Below are 17,859 nucleotides of genomic sequence, written 5' to 3'. Positions count from 1 at the left end.
GCCGGCGGCTGCGGGCCGCCCGGCACCCGTCCCGCTTTCCCCTGCAGGGCAGGGGGGCTACAGTCCCGCATGATCCGCCGGCCCGTTGCCGGGGGGTCCAGGAGCGCGCATGAGCAAGTCCGGCGACTCGAAGAACACCCTTTATTGCTCGTTCTGCGGCAAGTCGCAGCACGAGGTCCGCAAACTCATCGCCGGCCCGACGGTCTTCATCTGCGACGAGTGCGTCGAACTCTGCATGGATATCATCCGTGAGGAGCACAAGACGCATCTGGTGAAGTCCCGCGACGGGGTGCCGACCCCGCGCGAGATCTGCAAGGTGCTGGATGATTACGTGATCGGGCAGGAGCACGCCAAGCGCGTGCTGTCGGTTGCGGTGCACAATCATTACAAGCGCCTGGCGCATGGCGGCAAGACCGGCGACATCGAGATCGCCAAGTCCAACATCATGCTGGTGGGGCCCACGGGCTCGGGCAAGACGCTGCTGGCGCAGACCCTGGCCCGGATCCTGGACGTCCCCTTCACCATGGCCGACGCCACGACCCTGACCGAGGCCGGCTATGTCGGCGAGGATGTGGAGAACATCATCCTCAAGCTGCTGCAGGCCGCGGATTACAATGTGGAGCGGGCGCAGCGCGGCATCGTCTATATCGACGAGGTCGACAAGATCAGCCGCAAGTCGGACAACCCCTCCATCACCCGCGACGTGAGCGGGGAGGGCGTGCAGCAGGCCCTGCTGAAGATCATGGAAGGCACCGTCGCCTCCGTGCCGCCGCAGGGCGGGCGCAAGCATCCCCAGCAGGAATTCCTGCAGGTCGACACCTCCAATATCCTGTTTATCGTTGGCGGCGCCTTCGCCGGGCTGGACAAGATCATCGCCGCCAAGGGCAAAGGTTCCGGCATGGGCTTCGGCGCCGAGGTGCGCGGGCCGGATGAGCGCCGCATGGGCGCCATCCTGCGGGAGGTCGAGCCCGAGGATCTGCTGAAGTTCGGCCTGATCCCCGAATTCATCGGCCGCCTGCCGGTGATCGCGACGCTGGAGGATCTGGACGAGAAGGCGCTGATCGAGATCCTGACCAAGCCGAAGAACGCCCTGGTCAAGCAGTACCAGCGCCTGTTCGAGATGGAGGCCACCAAGCTGACCTTCACCGAGGACGCGCTGCGCTCCGTCGCGACCCGCGCAATCCAGCGCAAGACCGGCGCCCGCGGGCTGCGATCCATCATGGAAAGCATTCTGCTCGGCACCATGTTCGACCTGCCCGGGCTTGAGGATGTCGATGAAGTCGTCGTGAACAAGGAGGTGGCCGAAGGCCGTGCCGCCCCATTGTTCATCTATGGTGAACGAGCGGCGGAGCAGACTTCCGCGTGAGATCTGCCCGGCCCTGATGGCATGGCAGGCTCGCGTGGCTTGCCCTGCCGCCAGGCCGGGCCCATCTCATGGGAGAACCCCGTGGCGAGGGCGCGTGCTGTCATCGGGCGCGTCCACGCCGGCTGTCCTGAGTGAGGTCCCCAATGGCGGATAAGAAGCCTGAACTAACCAGCGGTGAGCTGCTGCCCGTGCTGCCGCTGCGCGATATTGTTGTATTCCCCCACATGATCGTGCCGCTGTTCGTGGGTCGGGAGAAGAGCGTGCGCGCCCTGGAGGCGGTGATGCGGGAAGACAAGCAGATCCTGCTTGTCGCCCAGCGCAACGCCGCGCAGGACGATCCATCTGCCGATGACTTGTATGATGTGGGCACCGTTTCCACGGTTCTGCAGCTGCTGAAGCTGCCCGACGGCACCGTCAAGGTGCTGGTGGAGGGCGGCAAGCGTTCCCGCGTGCTGGGCTTCAAGGAAACCGATCAGTATTTCGAGGCCTTCACCGCGCCCATCGACGAAACCGAGGCGGAGCCGCCCGAGGTCGAGGCACTGGCGCGCACCGTGGTCACGCAGTTCGAGCAATACATCAAGCTCAACAAGAAGATCGCGCCCGAGGTGCTGGTTTCGATCAACCAGATCGACGATCCGGCCAAGCTCGCTGACACGGTGGCCAGCCACCTGAACCTGAAGATCAGCGAGAAGCAGGAACTGCTGGAGATCACCGGTGTTTCGCAGCGCCTGGAGCGGGTCTTCGCCCATATGGAGAGCGAGATCGGCGTTCTTCAGGTGGAGAAGCGCATCCGGAACCGCGTCAAGCGGCAGATGGAGAAGACGCAGCGCGAATACTACCTGAACGAGCAGCTCAAGGCGATCCAGAAGGAGCTGGGCGAGGGCGAGGACGGCAAGGACGAGCTGGCCGAGCTGGAAGCCAAGATCAAGGCCACCAAGCTGTCCCCCGAGGCGCGCGACAAGGCGCTGGGCGAGCTGAAGAAGCTGCGCTCCATGTCGCCCATGAGCGCCGAGGCGACGGTGGTGCGCAACTACCTTGACTGGATCCTGTCCATCCCCTGGAAGAAGAAGTCGAAGGTCAAGAATGACCTGGCTGCGGCCGAGGCCGTGCTCGACGCCGACCATTACGGGCTGGACAAGATCAAGGAACGGATCATCGAGTATCTGGCGGTGCAGTCGCGCTCGCCCAAGATCCGTGGCCCGATCCTGTGCCTGGTCGGCCCGCCGGGCGTCGGCAAGACCTCGCTCGGCAAGTCCATCGCCAAGGCCACCAACCGCAACTTCGTGCGGATGAGCCTGGGCGGCGTGCGGGACGAGGCCGAGGTGCGTGGCCACCGGCGGACCTATATCGGCTCCATGCCGGGCAAGGTCATCCAGGGCATGAAGAAGGCCAAGACCTCCAACCCGCTGTTCCTGCTGGATGAGATCGACAAGCTCGGCGCCGACTGGCGCGGCGACCCGTCCTCGGCCCTGCTGGAGGTGTTGGACCCGGAGCAGAACGCCACCTTCGGTGACCACTACCTGGAGGTCGATTACGACCTGTCGGACGTGATGTTCGTCACCACGGCCAACAGCCTGCGCATGCCGCAGCCGCTGCTGGACCGCATGGAGATCATCCGTATCCCCGGCTACACCGAGGATGAGAAGGTGCAGATCGCCAAGCGCCACCTGATCCCGAAGGTGACCGAGGCGAACGGCCTGAAGCCGGAGGAATGGAGCGTCACGGACGAGGCCCTGCTGGACCTGGTGCGCTACTACACGCGCGAGGCCGGGGTGCGGAACCTGGAGCGCGAGATCGGTGGCCTGGCCCGCAAGTCGGTGACGGAGATCGTCGCCAAGAAGGCCAAGAAGGTCGCGATCAACCGCAAGAACCTGGAGAAGTATGCCGGCGTCCGGAAGTTCCGCTATGGCGAGGCCGAGGCCGAGGACATGGTGGGCGTGGTGACTGGCCTTGCCTGGACCGAGGTGGGCGGGGAAATCCTGACCATCGAATCCGTCATGGTTCCGGGCAAGGGCAAGGTGCAGACCACCGGCAAGCTGGGCGACGTGATGCAGGAAAGCGTGTCTGCGGCGCTGTCCTATGTCCGCAGCCGCTCGGTGAGCTTCGGCATCAAGCCCACCTTGTTCGACCGGCGGGACATCCACGTCCATGTGCCGGAAGGCGCGACCCCCAAGGACGGACCTTCGGCCGGCATCGCCATGGCGACCTCGATCGTTTCCGTGCTCACTGGCATCCCGGTGCGCAAGGATGTCGCCATGACCGGCGAGGTGACGCTGCGGGGCAGGGTGCTGCCGATCGGCGGGTTGAAGGAGAAGCTGTTGGCCGCCCTGCGCGCCGGCATCACCACCGTCTTCATCCCGAAGGACAACGAGAAGGATCTCGCCGAGATCCCGGACAACGTGAAGAAGGGCCTGACCATTCTTCCTGTCTCCCATGTGGATGAGGTGATCGCCAAGGCGCTGACCCGCGCGCCGGAGGCGATCAGCTGGAGCGAGGCGGATGAGGCGCCGCCGGCCGGTGCCGATGGCCGTGCCGGAACGGCGGCCAGCCTGCCACACTGATTGGCCGAACCGGGCTGAAAGCTGGGCCGGGGCATTTGCTCCGGCCCTTTTTCATGGCGATGGCCGGTACCGAGGCACCCAAACGTTGACGCTCGAAAAGTGGCTTGCCTAGTGTCGGAGCACGGTGTCCCAGCGGAGACCGGCCAGGCAGCACAGAGCAGGAAGAGAACGGGTGAACAAGCAGGATCTGGTGGCTGTGGTGGCCGAAACGGGCGAACTCTCCAAGGCCAAGGCCGCGGAGGTGCTGGAGGCCGTGTTTGGTGCCATTGGCGGCTCCCTCAAGGCCCGGCAGGAGGTGCGGCTGGTGGGCTTCGGCACCTTCTCCACGGCGCGCCGCAAGGCGGGAAAGGGCCGCAATCCACGGACCGGCGAGGAGATCGAGATCCCGGCCTCGACAACGGTGCGCTTCAAGCCGGGCAAGACGCTGCGCGACGGCCTGGATTGATTTCCCGCTTGCGCCGCGTGGCGCAAGCGGGCATCGCTTCGCCCGCGCCTCAGGGCACTTAGCTCAGCGGTAGAGCGCCTCGTTTACACCGAGGATGCCGGCGGTTCGAATCCGTCAGTGCCCATTCCGCCCCTCCATCCGGCGCCGCCCTGGTCTTCTGCGGACAATCTTCACCGAAGCCATTTTCTGCGATTGACAGGGTGATCCAGGCGCCGTAATTCCCCCTCCACGCCGCAAGCGGGTGTAGCTCAGTTGGTTAGAGCGCCGGCCTGTCACGCCGGAGGTCGCGGGTTCGAGCCCCGTCACTCGCGCCACAGCGCTTCAAGAAAAGCCATCCAGGAAACCTGGATGGCTTTTCTTGCTTTTGCTCCACAACCCTTTGGATGTGGCGCGAATCCTCTGGCGGCCTATGGCGGGATGCGCGTCGGGGGGGTAATGTCCGCCGCGACATTGCATTGCGGCATGCCCCGTAGCGCGATCGCCATGTGCTTCCCTGGCGCGTGGCTTTACTGGGCCACCCGGGCCCAAGGGACGGACACATCATGACCCAGCCCCTGCTGGCGACCTATTTTCCGATCCTGGTCTTCCTGGCGATTGCTGCCGTGATCGCTGTGGCCATGGTGGGGGGCAGCTTGCTTGCCGCCCGGCAGAAGCCCTATGCGGAGAAAGTCTCCGCCTATGAGTGCGGCTTCGAGCCCTTCGACGACACGCGTCGCAAATTCGACGTCCGCTTCTACCTGGTCGCCATTCTGTTCATCATCTTCGATCTTGAGGTTGCCTTTCTGTTCCCCTGGGCCATCGCCCTGGGTGACATCGGCTGGCTGGGCTTCCTGTCGATGATGGGCTTTCTGGCGGTCCTGACGGTGGGCTTCCTTTACGAATGGCGCAAGGGCGCCCTGGACTGGGAGTGAGCCCGATGAGCAGCACCAGCAGCAACGACCTTGCCTGGAACAAGCAGGCGCTTCAACCCGGGCCGGAGCAGGACGCCGTGGTGAAGGGCGTCACCGAGGAGATGGAGGACAAGGGCTTCATCGTCGCCAACCTGGACAAGGTGGTGAACTGGGCCCGCACCGGCAGCCTGTGGCCGATGACCTTTGGTCTGGCCTGCTGCGCCGTGCCGATGATCCATGCCTATATGCCGCGCTACGACCTCGACCGGTTCGGCGTCATCCCGCGCGGCTCGCCGCGCCAGTCGGACGTCATGATCGTCGCCGGCACGCTGACCAACAAGATGGCCCCCGCCCTGCGCAAGGTTTATGACCAGATGGCTGAGCCGCGCTACGTCATCTCGATGGGCAGCTGCGCCAATGGCGGCGGCTATTATCATTATTCCTACAGCGTTGTGCGGGGATGCGACCGCATCGTGCCTGTCGATGTCTATGTGCCGGGCTGCCCGCCGACGGCCGAGGCGCTGGTTTACGGCATCTTGCAGTTGCAGAAGAAGATCCGCCGCACCGGGAGCATCCTCCGTGGCTGACCTGTCCGAGAACCTGCCGGCCGAGCCGGCGCGGCCAAGCCCGCAGCAGGCGCTTCTGAGCGCCGTGCTCGCGACGCTTCCGGATGGCGTGGTGATCGATTCCAGCCTCGCCCGCGGTGCCGAGCCCGAGATCCGCGTGCGGCGCGGCGCCGTGCATGCCGTGCTGCAGCTCCTGCGCGACAAGCCGGAATTCGCCTTCGAGCAATGCATGGACATCTGCGGCGTCGACTGGCCGCAGCGCGCCGAGCGGTTCGACGTGGTCTACAACCTGCTCTCGCTCACCCATAACCACCGCATCCGCGTCATCACCATGACGGATGCCGTGCAGGCGATCCCCACCGTGTCCGATCTTTGGCCGTCCGCCACCTGGTGGGAGCGGGAAGCGTGGGACATGTACGGGGTGGTGTTCGAGGGGCAGACTGATCTGCGCCGCATCCTGACCGACTATGGCTTCCAGGGGCACCCGCTGCGCAAGGACTTCCCGCTGACCGGCTATGTGGAGGTCCGCTACGACCCCGAGCGGCAGGCGGTGGTGTATGAGCCTGTCAAGCTGCAGCAGGATTTCCGCAACTTTGATTTCCTCTCCCCCTGGGAAGGCATGACCACGCTGCCCGGGGACGAGAAGGTGCATCTCAACCGGATCACCCGCGAATGAGCCTCAGCACCGAAGACACCCCGGCCGCCGGCAACACCCGCACGGTCGAGATCGACAGCCACACCATCAATTTCGGCCCGCAGCATCCGGCCGCGCATGGCGTGCTGCGTCTCGTGCTGGAGTTGCAGGGCGAGTTTGTGGAGCGTGCCGATCCGCATATCGGCCTGCTGCATCGCGGCACCGAGAAGCTCATCGAGTACAAGACGTATCTTCAGACGAACCCCTATTTCGATCGCCTGGATTACGTCGCGCCGATGTGCATGGAGCATGCCTACGTCCTGGCGCAGGAAAAGCTGCTGGGCATCGAGGTGCCGGTCCGCGCGCAATACATCCGCGTGATGTTCGCCGAGATCAGCCGCCTGCTGAACCACATCCTGAACATCACCACCTATGCGCTGGATGTGGGCGCGACCACGCCCAGCCTCTGGGGCTTCGAGCAGCGCGAGGCGCTGCTGGAATTCTATGACGCGACCTCCGGCTCGCATTACCACGCGAACTATTTCCGCGCCGGCGGCGTGGTGAAGGATCTCCCGCCCGGCCTGACCGACCGCATCGCGGCATGGGCGGAGCAGTTCCCGAAATTCGTCGATGACATCGAGCGGCTGCTGACCGGCAACCGCATCTTCAAGCAGCGCACCGTGGATATCGGCATCATCAGCGCCGAGGACGCCATGGCTTGGGGCTTCAGCGGTCCCTGCCTGCGTGCCTCCGGCTGCGCGTGGGATCTGCGCCGCTCGCAGCCTTATGACGTGTACGACCAGCTGGAGTTCGACATCCCGGTCGGCAGCCATGGCGACTGCTACGAGCGCTATCTCGTCCGCATTGCGGAGATGCGGGAAAGCCATAAGATCATCAAGCAATGCTTGGCGCAGATGCCGCGCGGTCCGATCAAGGTGCTGGACAGCAAGATCGCCTCGCCGACGCGCGCCGACATGAAGCGCTCGATGGAATCGCTGATCCATCACTTCAAGCTGTATTCCGAGGGCTATCACGTTCCCGAAGGCTCGACCTATACGGTGGTCGAGGCGCCGAAGGGCGAGTTCGGCGTGCACCTGGTGGCGGATGGCACCAACAAGCCTTACCGCTGCAAGATCCGCTCGCCCGGCTTCGCGCATCTGCAGGCGATGGAGAAATTGTCCAAGGGCCACATGCTGGCCGATGCCGTGTCCATCATCGGCAGCCTGGATATCGTGTTCGGAGAGATCGACCGGTGAGCGCCCCGCAGCACCAGGAGCCCGTGAGCTTCGCTTTCGACGAGGAAAGCGAAGCGCAGATCGTCAAGATCCTGAAGCGGTATCCGGAAACCAAGAAGGCCAGCGGTGTCATTCCGCTGCTCTACGTCGTGCAGAAGCAGATGGGCCGGCAGACCGGCAGCGCCTGGGTGCCGCGCGTCGCGATGGACCAGGTGGCGCTGCGCCTCGGCATGGCGCCGATCCGCGTCTACGAGGTCGCCAGCTTCTATTTCATGTTCAACACCAAGCCGATCGGCCGCCACCACCTGCAGGTCTGCGGAACGACGCCCTGCTGGCTGCGGGGTTCGGACGAGGTGTTGCGGGCCTGCAAGGATGCCGGCCGGCTGAAGGGCTATGGCGACACCAGCGAGGACGGGCTGTTCACCCTGACCGAGGTGGAATGCCTCGGCGCCTGCGTGAACGCGCCGATCCTGCAGGTGGATGACGATTATTACGAGGACCTGGATTACGACAGCGCGGTGAAGCTGATCGAGGCGCTGAAGCGCGGCGAGCGGCCGGAGCCGGGCAGCGCCAAGGGGCGGTTGTGCAGCGCGCCGGAAGGCGGGCCCGAGACGCTGCTCGATATCCCGCTGGCGGAGGAGAAGTGACGCCATGGCGCTGAGCGACAAGGACCGCATCTTCACCAACCTCTACGGCATCCATCACTGGGGGCTGAAGGAGGCGCGGCGGCGCGGCAACTGGGACGGCACGGCCGGCATCATCGCCAAGGGGCGGGACTGGATCATCGAGGAGATGAAGCAGTCCGGCTTGCGCGGCCGTGGCGGCGCCGGCTTCCCGACCGGCCTCAAATGGAGCTTCATGCCGAAGGAAAGCCCGGATGGGCGTCCTTCCTACCTCGTGGTCAATTGCGACGAGTCCGAGCCGGGCACCTGCAAGGACCGTGACATCATCCGCAACGATCCGCACACGCTGATCGAAGGTTGCCTGATCGCTGGTGTCGCCATGGGCGCGCATGCCGGCTACATCTATGTGCGCGGCGAGTATTACAACGAGCACCTGGTGCTGCAGGCCGCTATCGACGAGGCCTATGAGGCCGGGCTGCTCGGGCCGAATGCCGCGGGCAGCGGCTGGGATTTCAACCTTTACGTGCATCGCGGCGCCGGCGCCTATATCTGCGGCGAGGAAACCGCGCTGATCGAGAGCCTGGAAGGCAAGAAGGGCATGCCGCGCCTGAAGCCGCCCTTCCCGGCGGCGGTGGGCCTGTATGGCTGCCCGACGACTGTGAACAACGTCGAGACCATCGCCGTGGTGCCGGAGATCCTGCGCCGTGGCGCCTCCTGGTTCGCCTCCTTCGGGCGCCCGAAGAACAGCGGCACCAAGGTGTTCTGCATCCAGGGCCATGTGAACAAGCCCTGCAACGTGGAAGCCGAGATGAGCATCCCCATGCGGGAGCTGATCGAGCGCTATGCCGGCGGCGTGCGCGGCGGCTGGGACAACCTGCTGGCCGTCATCCCCGGCGGCTCCTCGACCCCGCTGCTGCCGAAGCACATCTGCGACGACGTGCTGATGGATTTCGACGCGCTGCGCGAGCACAAATCGGGCCTCGGCACGGCGGGCGTGATCGTGATGGACAAGTCCACCGACATCATCAAGGCGATCGCCCGCCTGGCCGATTTCTACAAGCATGAGAGCTGCGGCCAGTGCACCCCCTGCCGCGAGGGCATGGGCTGGCAGAAGCGCCTGATGGCCCGCATGGTCGAGGGCCGCGCCGAGCTGGAGGAGATCGACGTCCTGGAGAGCGTCACCCGCCAGATCGAGGGCCATACCATTTGCGCGCTGGCCGATGGCGGCGTGTGGCCGGTGCAGGGGCTGATCCGGCACTTCCGGCCGGTGATGGAAGAGCGCATCGCCGCGTACAAGGCGAAGAGGGCCGGCGGCACCGTTCCGCTGGCGGCGGAGTAAGCCATGGCAAAGGTCACGGTTGACGGGATCGAGATCGAGGTCCCGAACGGCGCCACGGTGCTGCAGGCCTGCGAGGCCGCGGCCAAGGAGATCCCTCGCTTCTGCTACCATGAGCGGCTGAGCGTCGCCGGCAATTGCCGCATGTGCCTCGTCGAGGTGGAGAAGGCGCCGAAGCCGGTGGCTTCCTGCGCCTATCCCGTGGCGGACGGCATGAAGGTGTTCACGGACAGCCCGATGGTCCGCAACGCCCGCCGCAACGTCATGGAATTCCTGCTGATCAACCACCCGCTGGATTGCCCGATCTGCGACCAGGGCGGCGAGTGCGACCTGCAGGACCAGGCGACGGCCTATGGCGGGCAGGGCGGCCGCTACCGGGAGGAGAAGCGGGCCGTCAAGGACAAGTACCTCGGCCCCCTGGTCAAAACGATCATGAACCGCTGCATCCAGTGCACCCGCTGCGTGCGCTTCGCGACCGAGGTCGCGGGCGTGCCGGAGCTGGGTGCGACCGGCCGTGGCGAGGACATGCAGATCGGCACCTATGTCGAGAAGGCGCTGACCACCGAGCTGTCCGGCAATTTGATCGACATCTGCCCGGTCGGCGCGCTGACCAGCCGTCCCTATGCCTATGTCGCGCGCCCCTGGGAGCTGCGGAAGACGGACAGCATCGACGTGCTAGACGCCACCGGCACCAATATCCGCGTCGACACGCGGGGCCCGGAGGTGGTCCGCATCCTGCCGCGCGTCAATGATGACGTGAACGAGGAATGGATGGCCGATCGCGGCCGCTTCGCCTTTGACGGGCTGAAGCGGCAGCGCCTCGACCGCCCCTGGGTCCGCAAGGACGGCAAGCTGCGCCAGGCGAGCTGGGAGGAAGCCTTCGCCGTCATCAGCGAGAAGATGCAGGGCCTGAAGGGCGACCAGGTCGGCGCCATTGCCGGCGACCTGGTGGATGCCGAAAGCGCCTTCGCGCTGCGCGCGCTGATGCGCGGCCTCAGTTCGGCCAACACCGATTGCCGGCAGGACGGCGCCGCAATCGACACCTCGCGCCGCGATTTCTACCTCTTCAACACCGGCATCGCCGGGATCGAGGAGGCGGACGCGCTGGTGATCATCGGCAGCAACCCGCGCAAGGAAGCGCCGGTGCTGAATGCCCGCATCCGCAAGCGCTGGGCCTCCGGCGCGCTGAAGGTGGCGCATATCGGACCGAAGGGCCTCGATCTCACCTACAATACCGAGCATCTGGGCGAGGGGCCGGCGGCGATCGCCGGCCTGATGGATGGCAGCCTCGGCTTCGCCGAAACGCTCAAGGCCGCCAGCAAGCCGATGGTGATCGTCGGGCGGGCGGCTTTGGCGCGGCCGGATGGCGCGGCGGTGCTGGCCGCTGCCTGGGATCTGGCGAATGCTTTCGGCGGGCTGACGCCGGAATGGCACGGCTTCAACGTGCTGCACCTGTTTGGCGGCCAGGTCGGTGCCCTCGATGCCGGCTTCGTGCCGGGCGAGGGGGGGCGCGACGTCGCCGGCATGCTGCAGGGCGGGCTGGAAGCGTTGTGGTTGCTGGGCGCCGACAACATCGAGGCATCTGCGATCCCCGCGGGCACCTTCGTGGTGTATCAGGGCCATCACGGCGGCAAGGCCGCGGCGCGCGCCGACGTGATCCTGCCCGGCGCGGCCTATACCGAGAAGGAAGGCACCTACGTCTCCACCGAGGGGCGGGTGCAGCGGGGCCGCCTGGCCCTGTTCCCGCCCGGCGAGGCGAAGGAGGACTGGCGCATCATTCGCGCCGCCGGCGCCGCGCTGGACGTGGCGCTGGATTTCGACACGCTGGACGCGCTGCGCGAACGCATGGTCGCCTTCAACCCGATCTTCGGCGCGGTCGATGGCCGGATGGCCGGGGGTTGCGCCGACACCGCCGGCCCGCAGGCCGGCGGCGCCCTGGGCGAGGCCGCCTTCACCCTGCCGATCAGCGATTACTGGCTGGCGGATGCGGTGAGCCGCGCCTCGGAAACGATGGCGCAGTGCAGCCGCATCTACAACGACCCCGCGCCGCGGCTGGCGGCGGAGTAAGCCCCGATGGAAGCCTTCCTTGCCTCCCCGATCGGGGTGCTGATCATCACCGTCCTGCAGACGCTGGCGATGCTGGTCCCGCTGCTGATCGCGGTCGCCTACATGACCTATGCCGAGCGCAAGATCATGGCGGCGATGCAGATGCGCGTCGGCCCGAACATGGTGGGGCCGCTCGGCCTGCTGCAGCCCTTCGCGGATGCCGCGAAGATGCTGCTGAAGGAAACGATCATCCCCTCGGGCGCCAACCGGGCGCTGTTCATCCTCGGTCCGGTGCTGACCTTCATCCTGGCGATGATCGCCTGGGCGGTGATCCCGGTGAATGAGGGCTGGGCGATCGCCGACATCAATGTCGGCATCCTCTACCTTTTCGCGATTTCCTCGCTCGGCGTGTACGGCATCATCATCGCCGGTTGGGCGTCGAACTCGAAATACGCCTTCCTGGGCGCGCTGCGCTCGGCGGCGCAGATGGTGTCCTACGAAGTCTCGATGGGCTTCGTGATCGTGACGGTGCTGCTTTGCGTAGGTTCGCTGAACCTGACGGAGATCGTGCTGGCGCAGAAGACGGTGTGGTTCTTCATCCCGCTCTTCCCGATGTTCATCATCTTCTTCATCTCGACCCTGGCCGAGACCAACCGCCCGCCCTTTGACCTGGCGGAAGGCGAGTCCGAACTCGTGGCGGGCTTCATGGTGGAATATTCCTCCATGACCTACGCGCTGTTCTTCCTGGGCGAATACGCCAACATGTTCCTCATGTCGGCCATGACCACCACCCTGTTCCTGGGTGGCTGGCTGCCGCCGATGGACATCGCGCCCTTCAACTGGCTGCCGGGCCCCATCTGGTTCATCCTGAAGGTGTGCCTCTGCATGTTCACCTTCGTCTGGGTGCGCGCGACGTTCCCGCGCTACCGCTATGACCAGCTGATGCGGCTGGGCTGGAAGGTGTTCCTGCCGTTCAGCCTGGTCTGGCTGGTGCTGACGGCCGCCGTGCTGAAGCTCGCGGGGTGGCTGCCGGCATGACCTGTTTCAAGACGATCGGCGCGGGCCTGCCCCGCGCGACGAGGTGAGAGATGGCATCGCTTGACCGCATGGCGCGCAGCCTGCTGCTGACCGAGCTTGTCTCGGGCATGGCGCTGACGCTGAAGTATTTCTTCAGCAAGAAGTCGACCATCAGCTACCCTTACGAGAAAACGGCGCTGTCTCCCCGCTTCAAGGGCGAGCATGCGCTGCGCCGCTATCCCAATGGGGAAGAGCGTTGCATCGCCTGCAAGCTGTGCGAGGCGGTCTGCCCGGCGCTCGCCATCACCATCGAGGCAGAGCCCCGCGAGGACGGATCGCGCCGCACCACGCGCTACGACATTGACATGACGAAGTGCATCTATTGCGGGTTGTGCGAGGAAGCCTGCCCGGTGGATGCCATTGTCGAGGGGCCTAATTTCGAGTTCGCGACCGAAACGCGGGCCGAGCTGCTCTACGACAAGAACCGCCTGCTTTCGAACGGTGACCGCTGGGAGCCTGAGATCGCCAAGCGGCTCGAACTCGACGCCCCTTACCGCTGAGCTTCGCTGCGGGCATGGAACCGGCCGTGACATCCCCGCAGCCTTTCAGCACGGCCCCGCCCTCCTGCCTGGGCGGCCCTTTTCTTGGAACGGTGCCATGATGCAGCATCTGCACGCGGGCGGGCCGCGATGATCGCCGCTCTTGCCTTCTACATCTTCGCGGCCATCCTGATCGCATCCGCGGTCATGGTGGTGACCAGCCGGAACCCGGTGCACAGTGTGCTGTTCCTGATCCTGGCCTTCTTCAACGCCTCGGCGCTCTTCCTGATGGCGGGCGCCGAGTTCCTGGCGATGATCCTGGTCATCGTTTATGTGGGCGCGGTCGCGGTCCTGTTCCTGTTCGTCGTCATGATGCTGGACATCGACTTCGCGCAGCTGCGGCAGGGCTTCCAGCGCTACGCGCCGCTGGGCGCCGTGATCGGGGCGATCCTGTTCCTGGAGCTGCTCTTCGTTTACGGCTCCTGGCAGTTCGCGCCGGATGCGGCGACGCTGCGGATGAACGCCGTGCCGGCGGACCCCACCGTCACCAACACCGAGGCGCTGGGGCGGCTGGTCTATACGGACTACATCTACCTGTTCCAGATCTCCGGGCTGATCCTGCTGGTCGCCATGATCGGCGCCATCGTGCTGACGCTGCGCGACAAGCCGGCCAACAGCAAGCGCCAGGACATCGGCACGCAGATCGCCCGCGCCGAGGCTGTGCCGCTGGCCAAGGTTCCGGCCGGTGCCGGCCTCGGCACCCTCGGCATCATCCGCCGCAAGCTGCCCGAGCCGCCCAAGCCCAAGGCGGTCGCGCAGGATGACCACGGCCATGGCGGCCATCACGGGGGGCATCACTGATGTTGAGCATCGGCCTCGGCCATTATCTCACGGTCAGCGCGATCCTGTTCGTGCTCGGGATCTTCGGCATCTTCCTGAACAGGAAGAACATCATCGTCATCCTGATGTCGCTCGAGCTGATCCTGCTCTCGGTGAACCTGAACCTGGTGGCCTTCTCCTCCGTCCTGCAGGATCTCACCGGGCAGGTCTTCGCCATGTTCGTGCTGACGGTCGCGGCGGCCGAGGCCGCGATCGGCCTGGCCATCGTTGTCATCTACTTCCGCAACCGCGGCAGCATCGAGGTGGAAGACATTTCCACCCTGAAGGGCTGAAGCCATGTATGTCGGTGCTGTCTTCTTTCCGCTTCTCGGGGCCTGCATCTGCGGCTTCTTCGGCCGCTGGCTGGGTGACAAGCTGGCGCAATGGGTGACCGTGGTCTGCATGGCGCTGGCCGCGCTGTGCGGGATCTCGGCCTTCATCCAGGTGGGCTTCAACCACGCCCCCGCCACGGTGGATATCGTCACCTGGCTGGATGTCGGCGGGCTGCAGCTTTCCTGGGCGCTGCGCTACGACACGCTAGCGGCGATGATGGTCGGCATGGTCACGCTGATCTCGACCATGATCCATCTCTACAGCGTGGGCTACATGTCCCATGACGAGACGCAGCCGCGCTTCTTCGCCTACCTCTCGCTGTTCACCTTCATGATGCTGATGCTGGTGACGGCCGATAACCTGCTCCAGCTCTTCTTCGGCTGGGAGGGCGTCGGTCTCGCGAGCTACCTGCTGATCGGCTACTGGTATGAGCGCGAAAGCGCTAACCGCGCCGCGATGAAGGCCTTCATCGTCAACCGCGTGGGCGACCTGTTCTTCATGCTCGGCATGGCGCTGACCTTCTGGACCTTCGGCACCATCGAGTTCAACGGCATCTTCCAGGGTGTCGAGGCCGCACGTCAGTCCACCTTCGCCGGCATGCCGGTGCTGGAGCTGATCGCGCTGTTCTTCTTCCTGGGTGCCATGGGCAAGTCGGCGCAGATCGGCCTGCACACTTGGCTGCCGGACGCCATGGAAGGCCCGACGCCGGTTTCCGCGCTGATCCACGCGGCCACCATGGTCACCGCGGGCGTCTTCCTGATGGCGCGCATGTCGCCGCTGGTGGAATACGCGCCCAACGTGCTGGGCTTCGTCACCGTGATCGGCGCCACCACGGCGCTGTTCGCCGCCTCGGTCGGCATGGTGCAGAACGACATCAAGCGGGTGATCGCCTATTCGACCTGCTCGCAGCTCGGCTACATGTTCTTTGCGGTGGGCGTCGGCGCCTATCAGGCGGCGGTGTTCCACCTCTTCACCCACGCCTTCTTCAAGGCGCTGCTGTTCCTGGGCGCTGGCTCAGTGATCCACGCGATGTCGGACGAGCAGGACATCCGCAAGATGGGCGGCATCTGGAAGAAGATCCCTGTCACCTATGCACTGTTCTGGATCGGCTCCCTGGCGCTGGCCGGCGTGCCCTACTTCGCCGGCTACTATTCCAAGGACATGATCCTGGAGGCAGCCTTCGCCGGCCATGGCTGGACCGCCAAATACGCCTTCATCTGCGGCATCCTGGCCGCCTTCATGACCGCCTTCTATTCCTGGCGCCTGATCATCATGACCTTCCACGGCACCCCGCGCGCCGACCATCACACGATGGAGCACGTGCATGAGAGCCCGGCGGTCATGCTGATCCCGCTGCTGGTCCTGGCGGTGGGCGCACTGTTCACCGGCGCGTATTTCTACGACCAGTTCGTCGGCCATCATTGGGCGGAGTTCTGGAACGGCTCCATCGTCAATGCCCCGCACAACCACATCATGCACGACGCGCATGAGGTGCCGGAGTGGGTGCCGTTGGCGCCGACCGTGGTTGGCCTCGCCGGCATAGCGCTGGCCTATGCGCTCTACATGTTCATGCCGAAGCTGCCGGGGCGGATCGCCGCGGCGGTCCCGGGGCTGTACCGCTTCCTGCTGAACAAGTGGTATTTCGACGAGCTGTATGACCGCATCTTCGTCCGCCCGGCCCGCTCCCTGGCGCGCAAGCTATGGCAGGTTGGCGACGTCAAGATCATCGACGGCATGCCCAATGGCGCGGCGGCGCTGACGGTTCATGCCTCCGGCCGGGTGGTGCGGCTGCAATCGGGCCGCGTCGCCAACTATGCCTTCGCCATGATCATCGGGCTTGTCCTGTTTGTGTCCATCTTCGTCTTCGGGGTCGGCCGATGAACGCCGCGGGTTTTCCCCTGCTCTCGCTGCTCACCTTCCTGCCGCTGGTGGGCGCGGGAATCATCCTGTTCATCCGGGGGGAGGAGGCGGTGGTTGCCTCCAATGCCCGCTGGACCGCATTGTGGACCAGCCTGATCACCTTCGGCCTGTCGCTGATCCTGTGGTTCCAGTTCGACAAGACCACGGCGGACTTCCAGTTCGTCGAGCAGATCAGCTGGATGCCGGAATTCGGCCTCGGCTACCACATGGGCGTGGACGGCATCTCGGTGCTGTTCGTGCTGCTCTCGACCCTGCTGGTGCCGGTCTGCATCCTGGCCTCCTGGGAGGCGGTGCAGAGCCGGGTCCGTGAGTACATGATCGCCTTCCTCGTCCTGGAGACGATGATGGTGGGCATGTTCTGCGCGCTCGACGTGGTGATGTTCTACATCTTCTTCGAGGGCGTGCTGATCCCGATGTTCCTGATCATCGGGATCTGGGGCGGGGCGCGGCGCGTCTACGCCGCCTACAAGCTGTTCCTCTACACGCTGCTCGGCTCGCTGCTGATGCTGCTGGCCATGCTGCTGCTGTGGTACGAGGCCGGCACCAGCTCGATCCCCGAGATCTTCAACCTGCAGCTCGATCCCTCCGTCCAGGTCTGGCTGTTCCTGGCCTTCCTCGCCTCCTTCGCCGTGAAGGTGCCGATGTGGCCGGTGCACACCTGGCTGCCGGACGCGCATGTCGAGGCGCCGACCGCCGGTTCCGTTATCCTGGCCGGCGTGCTGCTGAAGATGGGCGGCTATGGCTTCCTGCGCTTCTCCCTCCCGCTGCTGCCGCAGGCTACGGAATGGTTCGCGCCGCTGATCTTCGCGCTGTCCGTCATCGCCGTGGTCTACACCTCCCTGGTGGCGCTGGCGCAGGAGGACATGAAGAAGCTGATCGCCTATTCCTCCGTGGCCCATATGGGCATCGTGACGATGGGCATCTTCACCCTGAACCATCAGGGCCTGTCCGGCGCGATCTTCCAGATGCTGAGCCACGGCATCGTCTCCGGCGCGCTGTTCCTTTGCGTCGGCGTGCTTTACGACCGGGTCCACAGCCGCGAGATCGCGCGCTATGGCGGCGTTGCCAAGATCATGCCGTCCTACGCCATGGTGTTCATGCTGTTCACCATGGGCTCCATCGCGCTGCCGGGCACGGCGGGATTCCCGGGCGAGTTCCTGGTGATCGTCGGCGCCTGGCAGGCCAATCCCTGGGTCGCCTTTGGCGGCGCGCTGGGCATGATCCTGGGCGCGGGCTACATGCTTTACCTGTACCGGCGGGTGGTGTTCAGCCGCATCAGCCGCGAGGACCTCAAGGCCCTGCTCGATCTCAGCCCGCGCGAATACGTCACCTTCGCGCCGCTGATCCTCCTGACATTGTGGATGGGCATCTACCCGTCTTCCTTCCTTTCCTTCTTCGAGGCCAGCGTGGCGGCGCTCGTCACGCGGCATGAAGCCGCGATGGCCCTGCCGCGCCTGGCCGGGATGTGA

General features: G+C 65.3%; 16 protein-coding genes and 2 tRNA genes. All 18 read left to right on the top strand.

The genetic code is table 11. From position 1 onward, the window contains the following. The first annotated feature begins 109 nt into the window (after positions 1-109). Entirely contained in the window at positions 110-1,366 is a 1,257-nt protein-coding gene (gene clpX, locus F0Q34_RS13680) for an ATP-dependent Clp protease ATP-binding subunit ClpX (protein ID WP_149812781.1), read from the top strand. A 143-nt stretch (positions 1,367-1,509) separates the two neighbouring features. After that, the gene (gene lon / locus F0Q34_RS13675; RefSeq protein ID WP_149812780.1) at positions 1,510-3,927 is read left to right on the top strand and encodes an endopeptidase La; all 2,418 of its coding nucleotides are present in this window, start codon (positions 1,510-1,512) and stop codon (positions 3,925-3,927) included. A 172-nt stretch (positions 3,928-4,099) separates the two neighbouring features. Further along, positions 4,100-4,372: an HU family DNA-binding protein gene (locus F0Q34_RS13670; RefSeq protein ID WP_149812779.1), complete on the top strand. Its 273-nt coding sequence runs from the start codon at positions 4,100-4,102 to the stop codon at positions 4,370-4,372. A 52-nt stretch (positions 4,373-4,424) separates the two neighbouring features. Beyond that, positions 4,425-4,496, top strand: a tRNA-Val gene (locus F0Q34_RS13665). Between the two features lie 113 nt (positions 4,497-4,609). After that, positions 4,610-4,686, top strand: a tRNA-Asp gene (locus tag F0Q34_RS13660). Positions 4,687-4,914: 228 nt separating this feature from the next. After that, a complete protein-coding gene (locus F0Q34_RS13655; RefSeq protein ID WP_149812778.1) occupies positions 4,915-5,283 on the top strand; it encodes an NADH-quinone oxidoreductase subunit A in 369 nt (122 codons plus the stop codon). 5 nt (positions 5,284-5,288) lie between these two features. Beyond that, complete coding sequence (locus tag F0Q34_RS13650) at positions 5,289-5,849, top strand: NuoB/complex I 20 kDa subunit family protein (RefSeq protein WP_149812777.1); 561 nt, start codon at positions 5,289-5,291, stop codon at positions 5,847-5,849. A gap of 1 nt (position 5,850) precedes the next feature. Continuing rightward, positions 5,851-6,504 (top strand): NADH-quinone oxidoreductase subunit C, encoded by a 654-nt coding sequence (locus F0Q34_RS13645; protein ID WP_370751241.1) that lies wholly within the window; start codon positions 5,851-5,853, stop codon positions 6,502-6,504. Continuing rightward, positions 6,501-7,718, top strand: a complete 1,218-nt coding sequence (locus F0Q34_RS13640; RefSeq protein WP_149812776.1) for an NADH-quinone oxidoreductase subunit D — start codon at positions 6,501-6,503, stop codon at positions 7,716-7,718. Before F0Q34_RS13645 ends, F0Q34_RS13640 begins: the two co-directional genes overlap by 4 nt. Next, positions 7,715-8,344: a complex I 24 kDa subunit family protein gene (locus F0Q34_RS13635; protein ID WP_149812775.1), complete on the top strand. Its 630-nt coding sequence runs from the start codon at positions 7,715-7,717 to the stop codon at positions 8,342-8,344. Before F0Q34_RS13640 ends, F0Q34_RS13635 begins: the two co-directional genes overlap by 4 nt. 4 nt (positions 8,345-8,348) lie before the next feature. Next, on the top strand, positions 8,349-9,659 hold the full coding sequence (nuoF, locus tag F0Q34_RS13630; protein WP_149812774.1) for an NADH-quinone oxidoreductase subunit NuoF: 1,311 nt from the start codon (positions 8,349-8,351) through the stop codon (positions 9,657-9,659). Positions 9,660-9,662: 3 nt separating this feature from the next. Beyond that, positions 9,663-11,723 carry an NADH-quinone oxidoreductase subunit NuoG gene (gene nuoG, locus F0Q34_RS13625; RefSeq protein WP_149812773.1) on the top strand — a complete coding sequence of 687 codons (2,061 nt, stop codon included), beginning with the start codon at positions 9,663-9,665 and terminating at the stop codon, positions 11,721-11,723. Between the two features lie 6 nt (positions 11,724-11,729). Further along, positions 11,730-12,740, top strand: a complete 1,011-nt coding sequence (nuoH, locus tag F0Q34_RS13620; RefSeq protein ID WP_149812772.1) for an NADH-quinone oxidoreductase subunit NuoH — start codon at positions 11,730-11,732, stop codon at positions 12,738-12,740. 50 nt (positions 12,741-12,790) lie between these two features. Next, a complete protein-coding gene (gene nuoI / locus F0Q34_RS13615; RefSeq protein WP_149812771.1) occupies positions 12,791-13,279 on the top strand; it encodes an NADH-quinone oxidoreductase subunit NuoI in 489 nt (162 codons plus the stop codon). 129 nt (positions 13,280-13,408) lie between these two features. Next, positions 13,409-14,119 carry an NADH-quinone oxidoreductase subunit J gene (locus tag F0Q34_RS13610; RefSeq protein WP_149812770.1) on the top strand — a complete coding sequence of 237 codons (711 nt, stop codon included), beginning with the start codon at positions 13,409-13,411 and terminating at the stop codon, positions 14,117-14,119. Continuing rightward, complete coding sequence (gene nuoK, locus F0Q34_RS13605; protein ID WP_149812769.1) at positions 14,119-14,430, top strand: NADH-quinone oxidoreductase subunit NuoK; 312 nt, start codon at positions 14,119-14,121, stop codon at positions 14,428-14,430. The genes F0Q34_RS13610 and nuoK overlap by 1 nt, the downstream gene beginning before the upstream one ends. A gap of 4 nt (positions 14,431-14,434) precedes the next feature. Further along, entirely contained in the window at positions 14,435-16,351 is a 1,917-nt protein-coding gene (gene nuoL / locus F0Q34_RS13600; RefSeq protein ID WP_149812768.1) for an NADH-quinone oxidoreductase subunit L, read from the top strand. Then, the gene (locus F0Q34_RS13595) at positions 16,348-17,859 is read left to right on the top strand and encodes an NADH-quinone oxidoreductase subunit M (RefSeq protein WP_149812767.1); all 1,512 of its coding nucleotides are present in this window, start codon (positions 16,348-16,350) and stop codon (positions 17,857-17,859) included. The genes nuoL and F0Q34_RS13595 overlap by 4 nt, the downstream gene beginning before the upstream one ends.

Source organism: Teichococcus oryzae (assembly GCF_008386565.1).
GTDB classification, from domain to species: domain Bacteria; phylum Pseudomonadota; class Alphaproteobacteria; order Acetobacterales; family Acetobacteraceae; genus Pseudoroseomonas; species Pseudoroseomonas oryzae.
This window is presented reverse-complemented; position numbering and strand designations above follow the sequence as displayed.

Bases quoted from the DNA above. Each gene is read 5' to 3' on its own strand.
- nuoL (WP_149812768.1), top strand. From the start codon at position 14,435: ATGTATGTCGGTGCTGTCTTCTTTCCGCTTCTCGGGGCCTGCATCTGC.
- F0Q34_RS13655 (WP_149812778.1), top strand. From the start codon at position 4,915: ATGACCCAGCCCCTGCTGGCGACCTATTTTCCGATCCTGGTCTTCCTG.
- F0Q34_RS13610 (WP_149812770.1), top strand. From the start codon at position 13,409: ATGATCGCCGCTCTTGCCTTCTACATCTTCGCGGCCATCCTGATCGCA.
- lon (WP_149812780.1), top strand. From the start codon at position 1,510: ATGGCGGATAAGAAGCCTGAACTAACCAGCGGTGAGCTGCTGCCCGTG.
- F0Q34_RS13595 (WP_149812767.1), top strand. From the start codon at position 16,348: ATGAACGCCGCGGGTTTTCCCCTGCTCTCGCTGCTCACCTTCCTGCCG.
- nuoI (WP_149812771.1), top strand. From the start codon at position 12,791: ATGGCATCGCTTGACCGCATGGCGCGCAGCCTGCTGCTGACCGAGCTT.
- nuoH (WP_149812772.1), top strand. From the start codon at position 11,730: ATGGAAGCCTTCCTTGCCTCCCCGATCGGGGTGCTGATCATCACCGTC.
- nuoK (WP_149812769.1), top strand. From the start codon at position 14,119: ATGTTGAGCATCGGCCTCGGCCATTATCTCACGGTCAGCGCGATCCTG.
- nuoF (WP_149812774.1), top strand. From the start codon at position 8,349: ATGGCGCTGAGCGACAAGGACCGCATCTTCACCAACCTCTACGGCATC.
- F0Q34_RS13650 (WP_149812777.1), top strand. From the start codon at position 5,289: ATGAGCAGCACCAGCAGCAACGACCTTGCCTGGAACAAGCAGGCGCTT.
- nuoG (WP_149812773.1), top strand. From the start codon at position 9,663: ATGGCAAAGGTCACGGTTGACGGGATCGAGATCGAGGTCCCGAACGGC.
- clpX (WP_149812781.1), top strand. From the start codon at position 110: ATGAGCAAGTCCGGCGACTCGAAGAACACCCTTTATTGCTCGTTCTGC.
- F0Q34_RS13640 (WP_149812776.1), top strand. From the start codon at position 6,501: ATGAGCCTCAGCACCGAAGACACCCCGGCCGCCGGCAACACCCGCACG.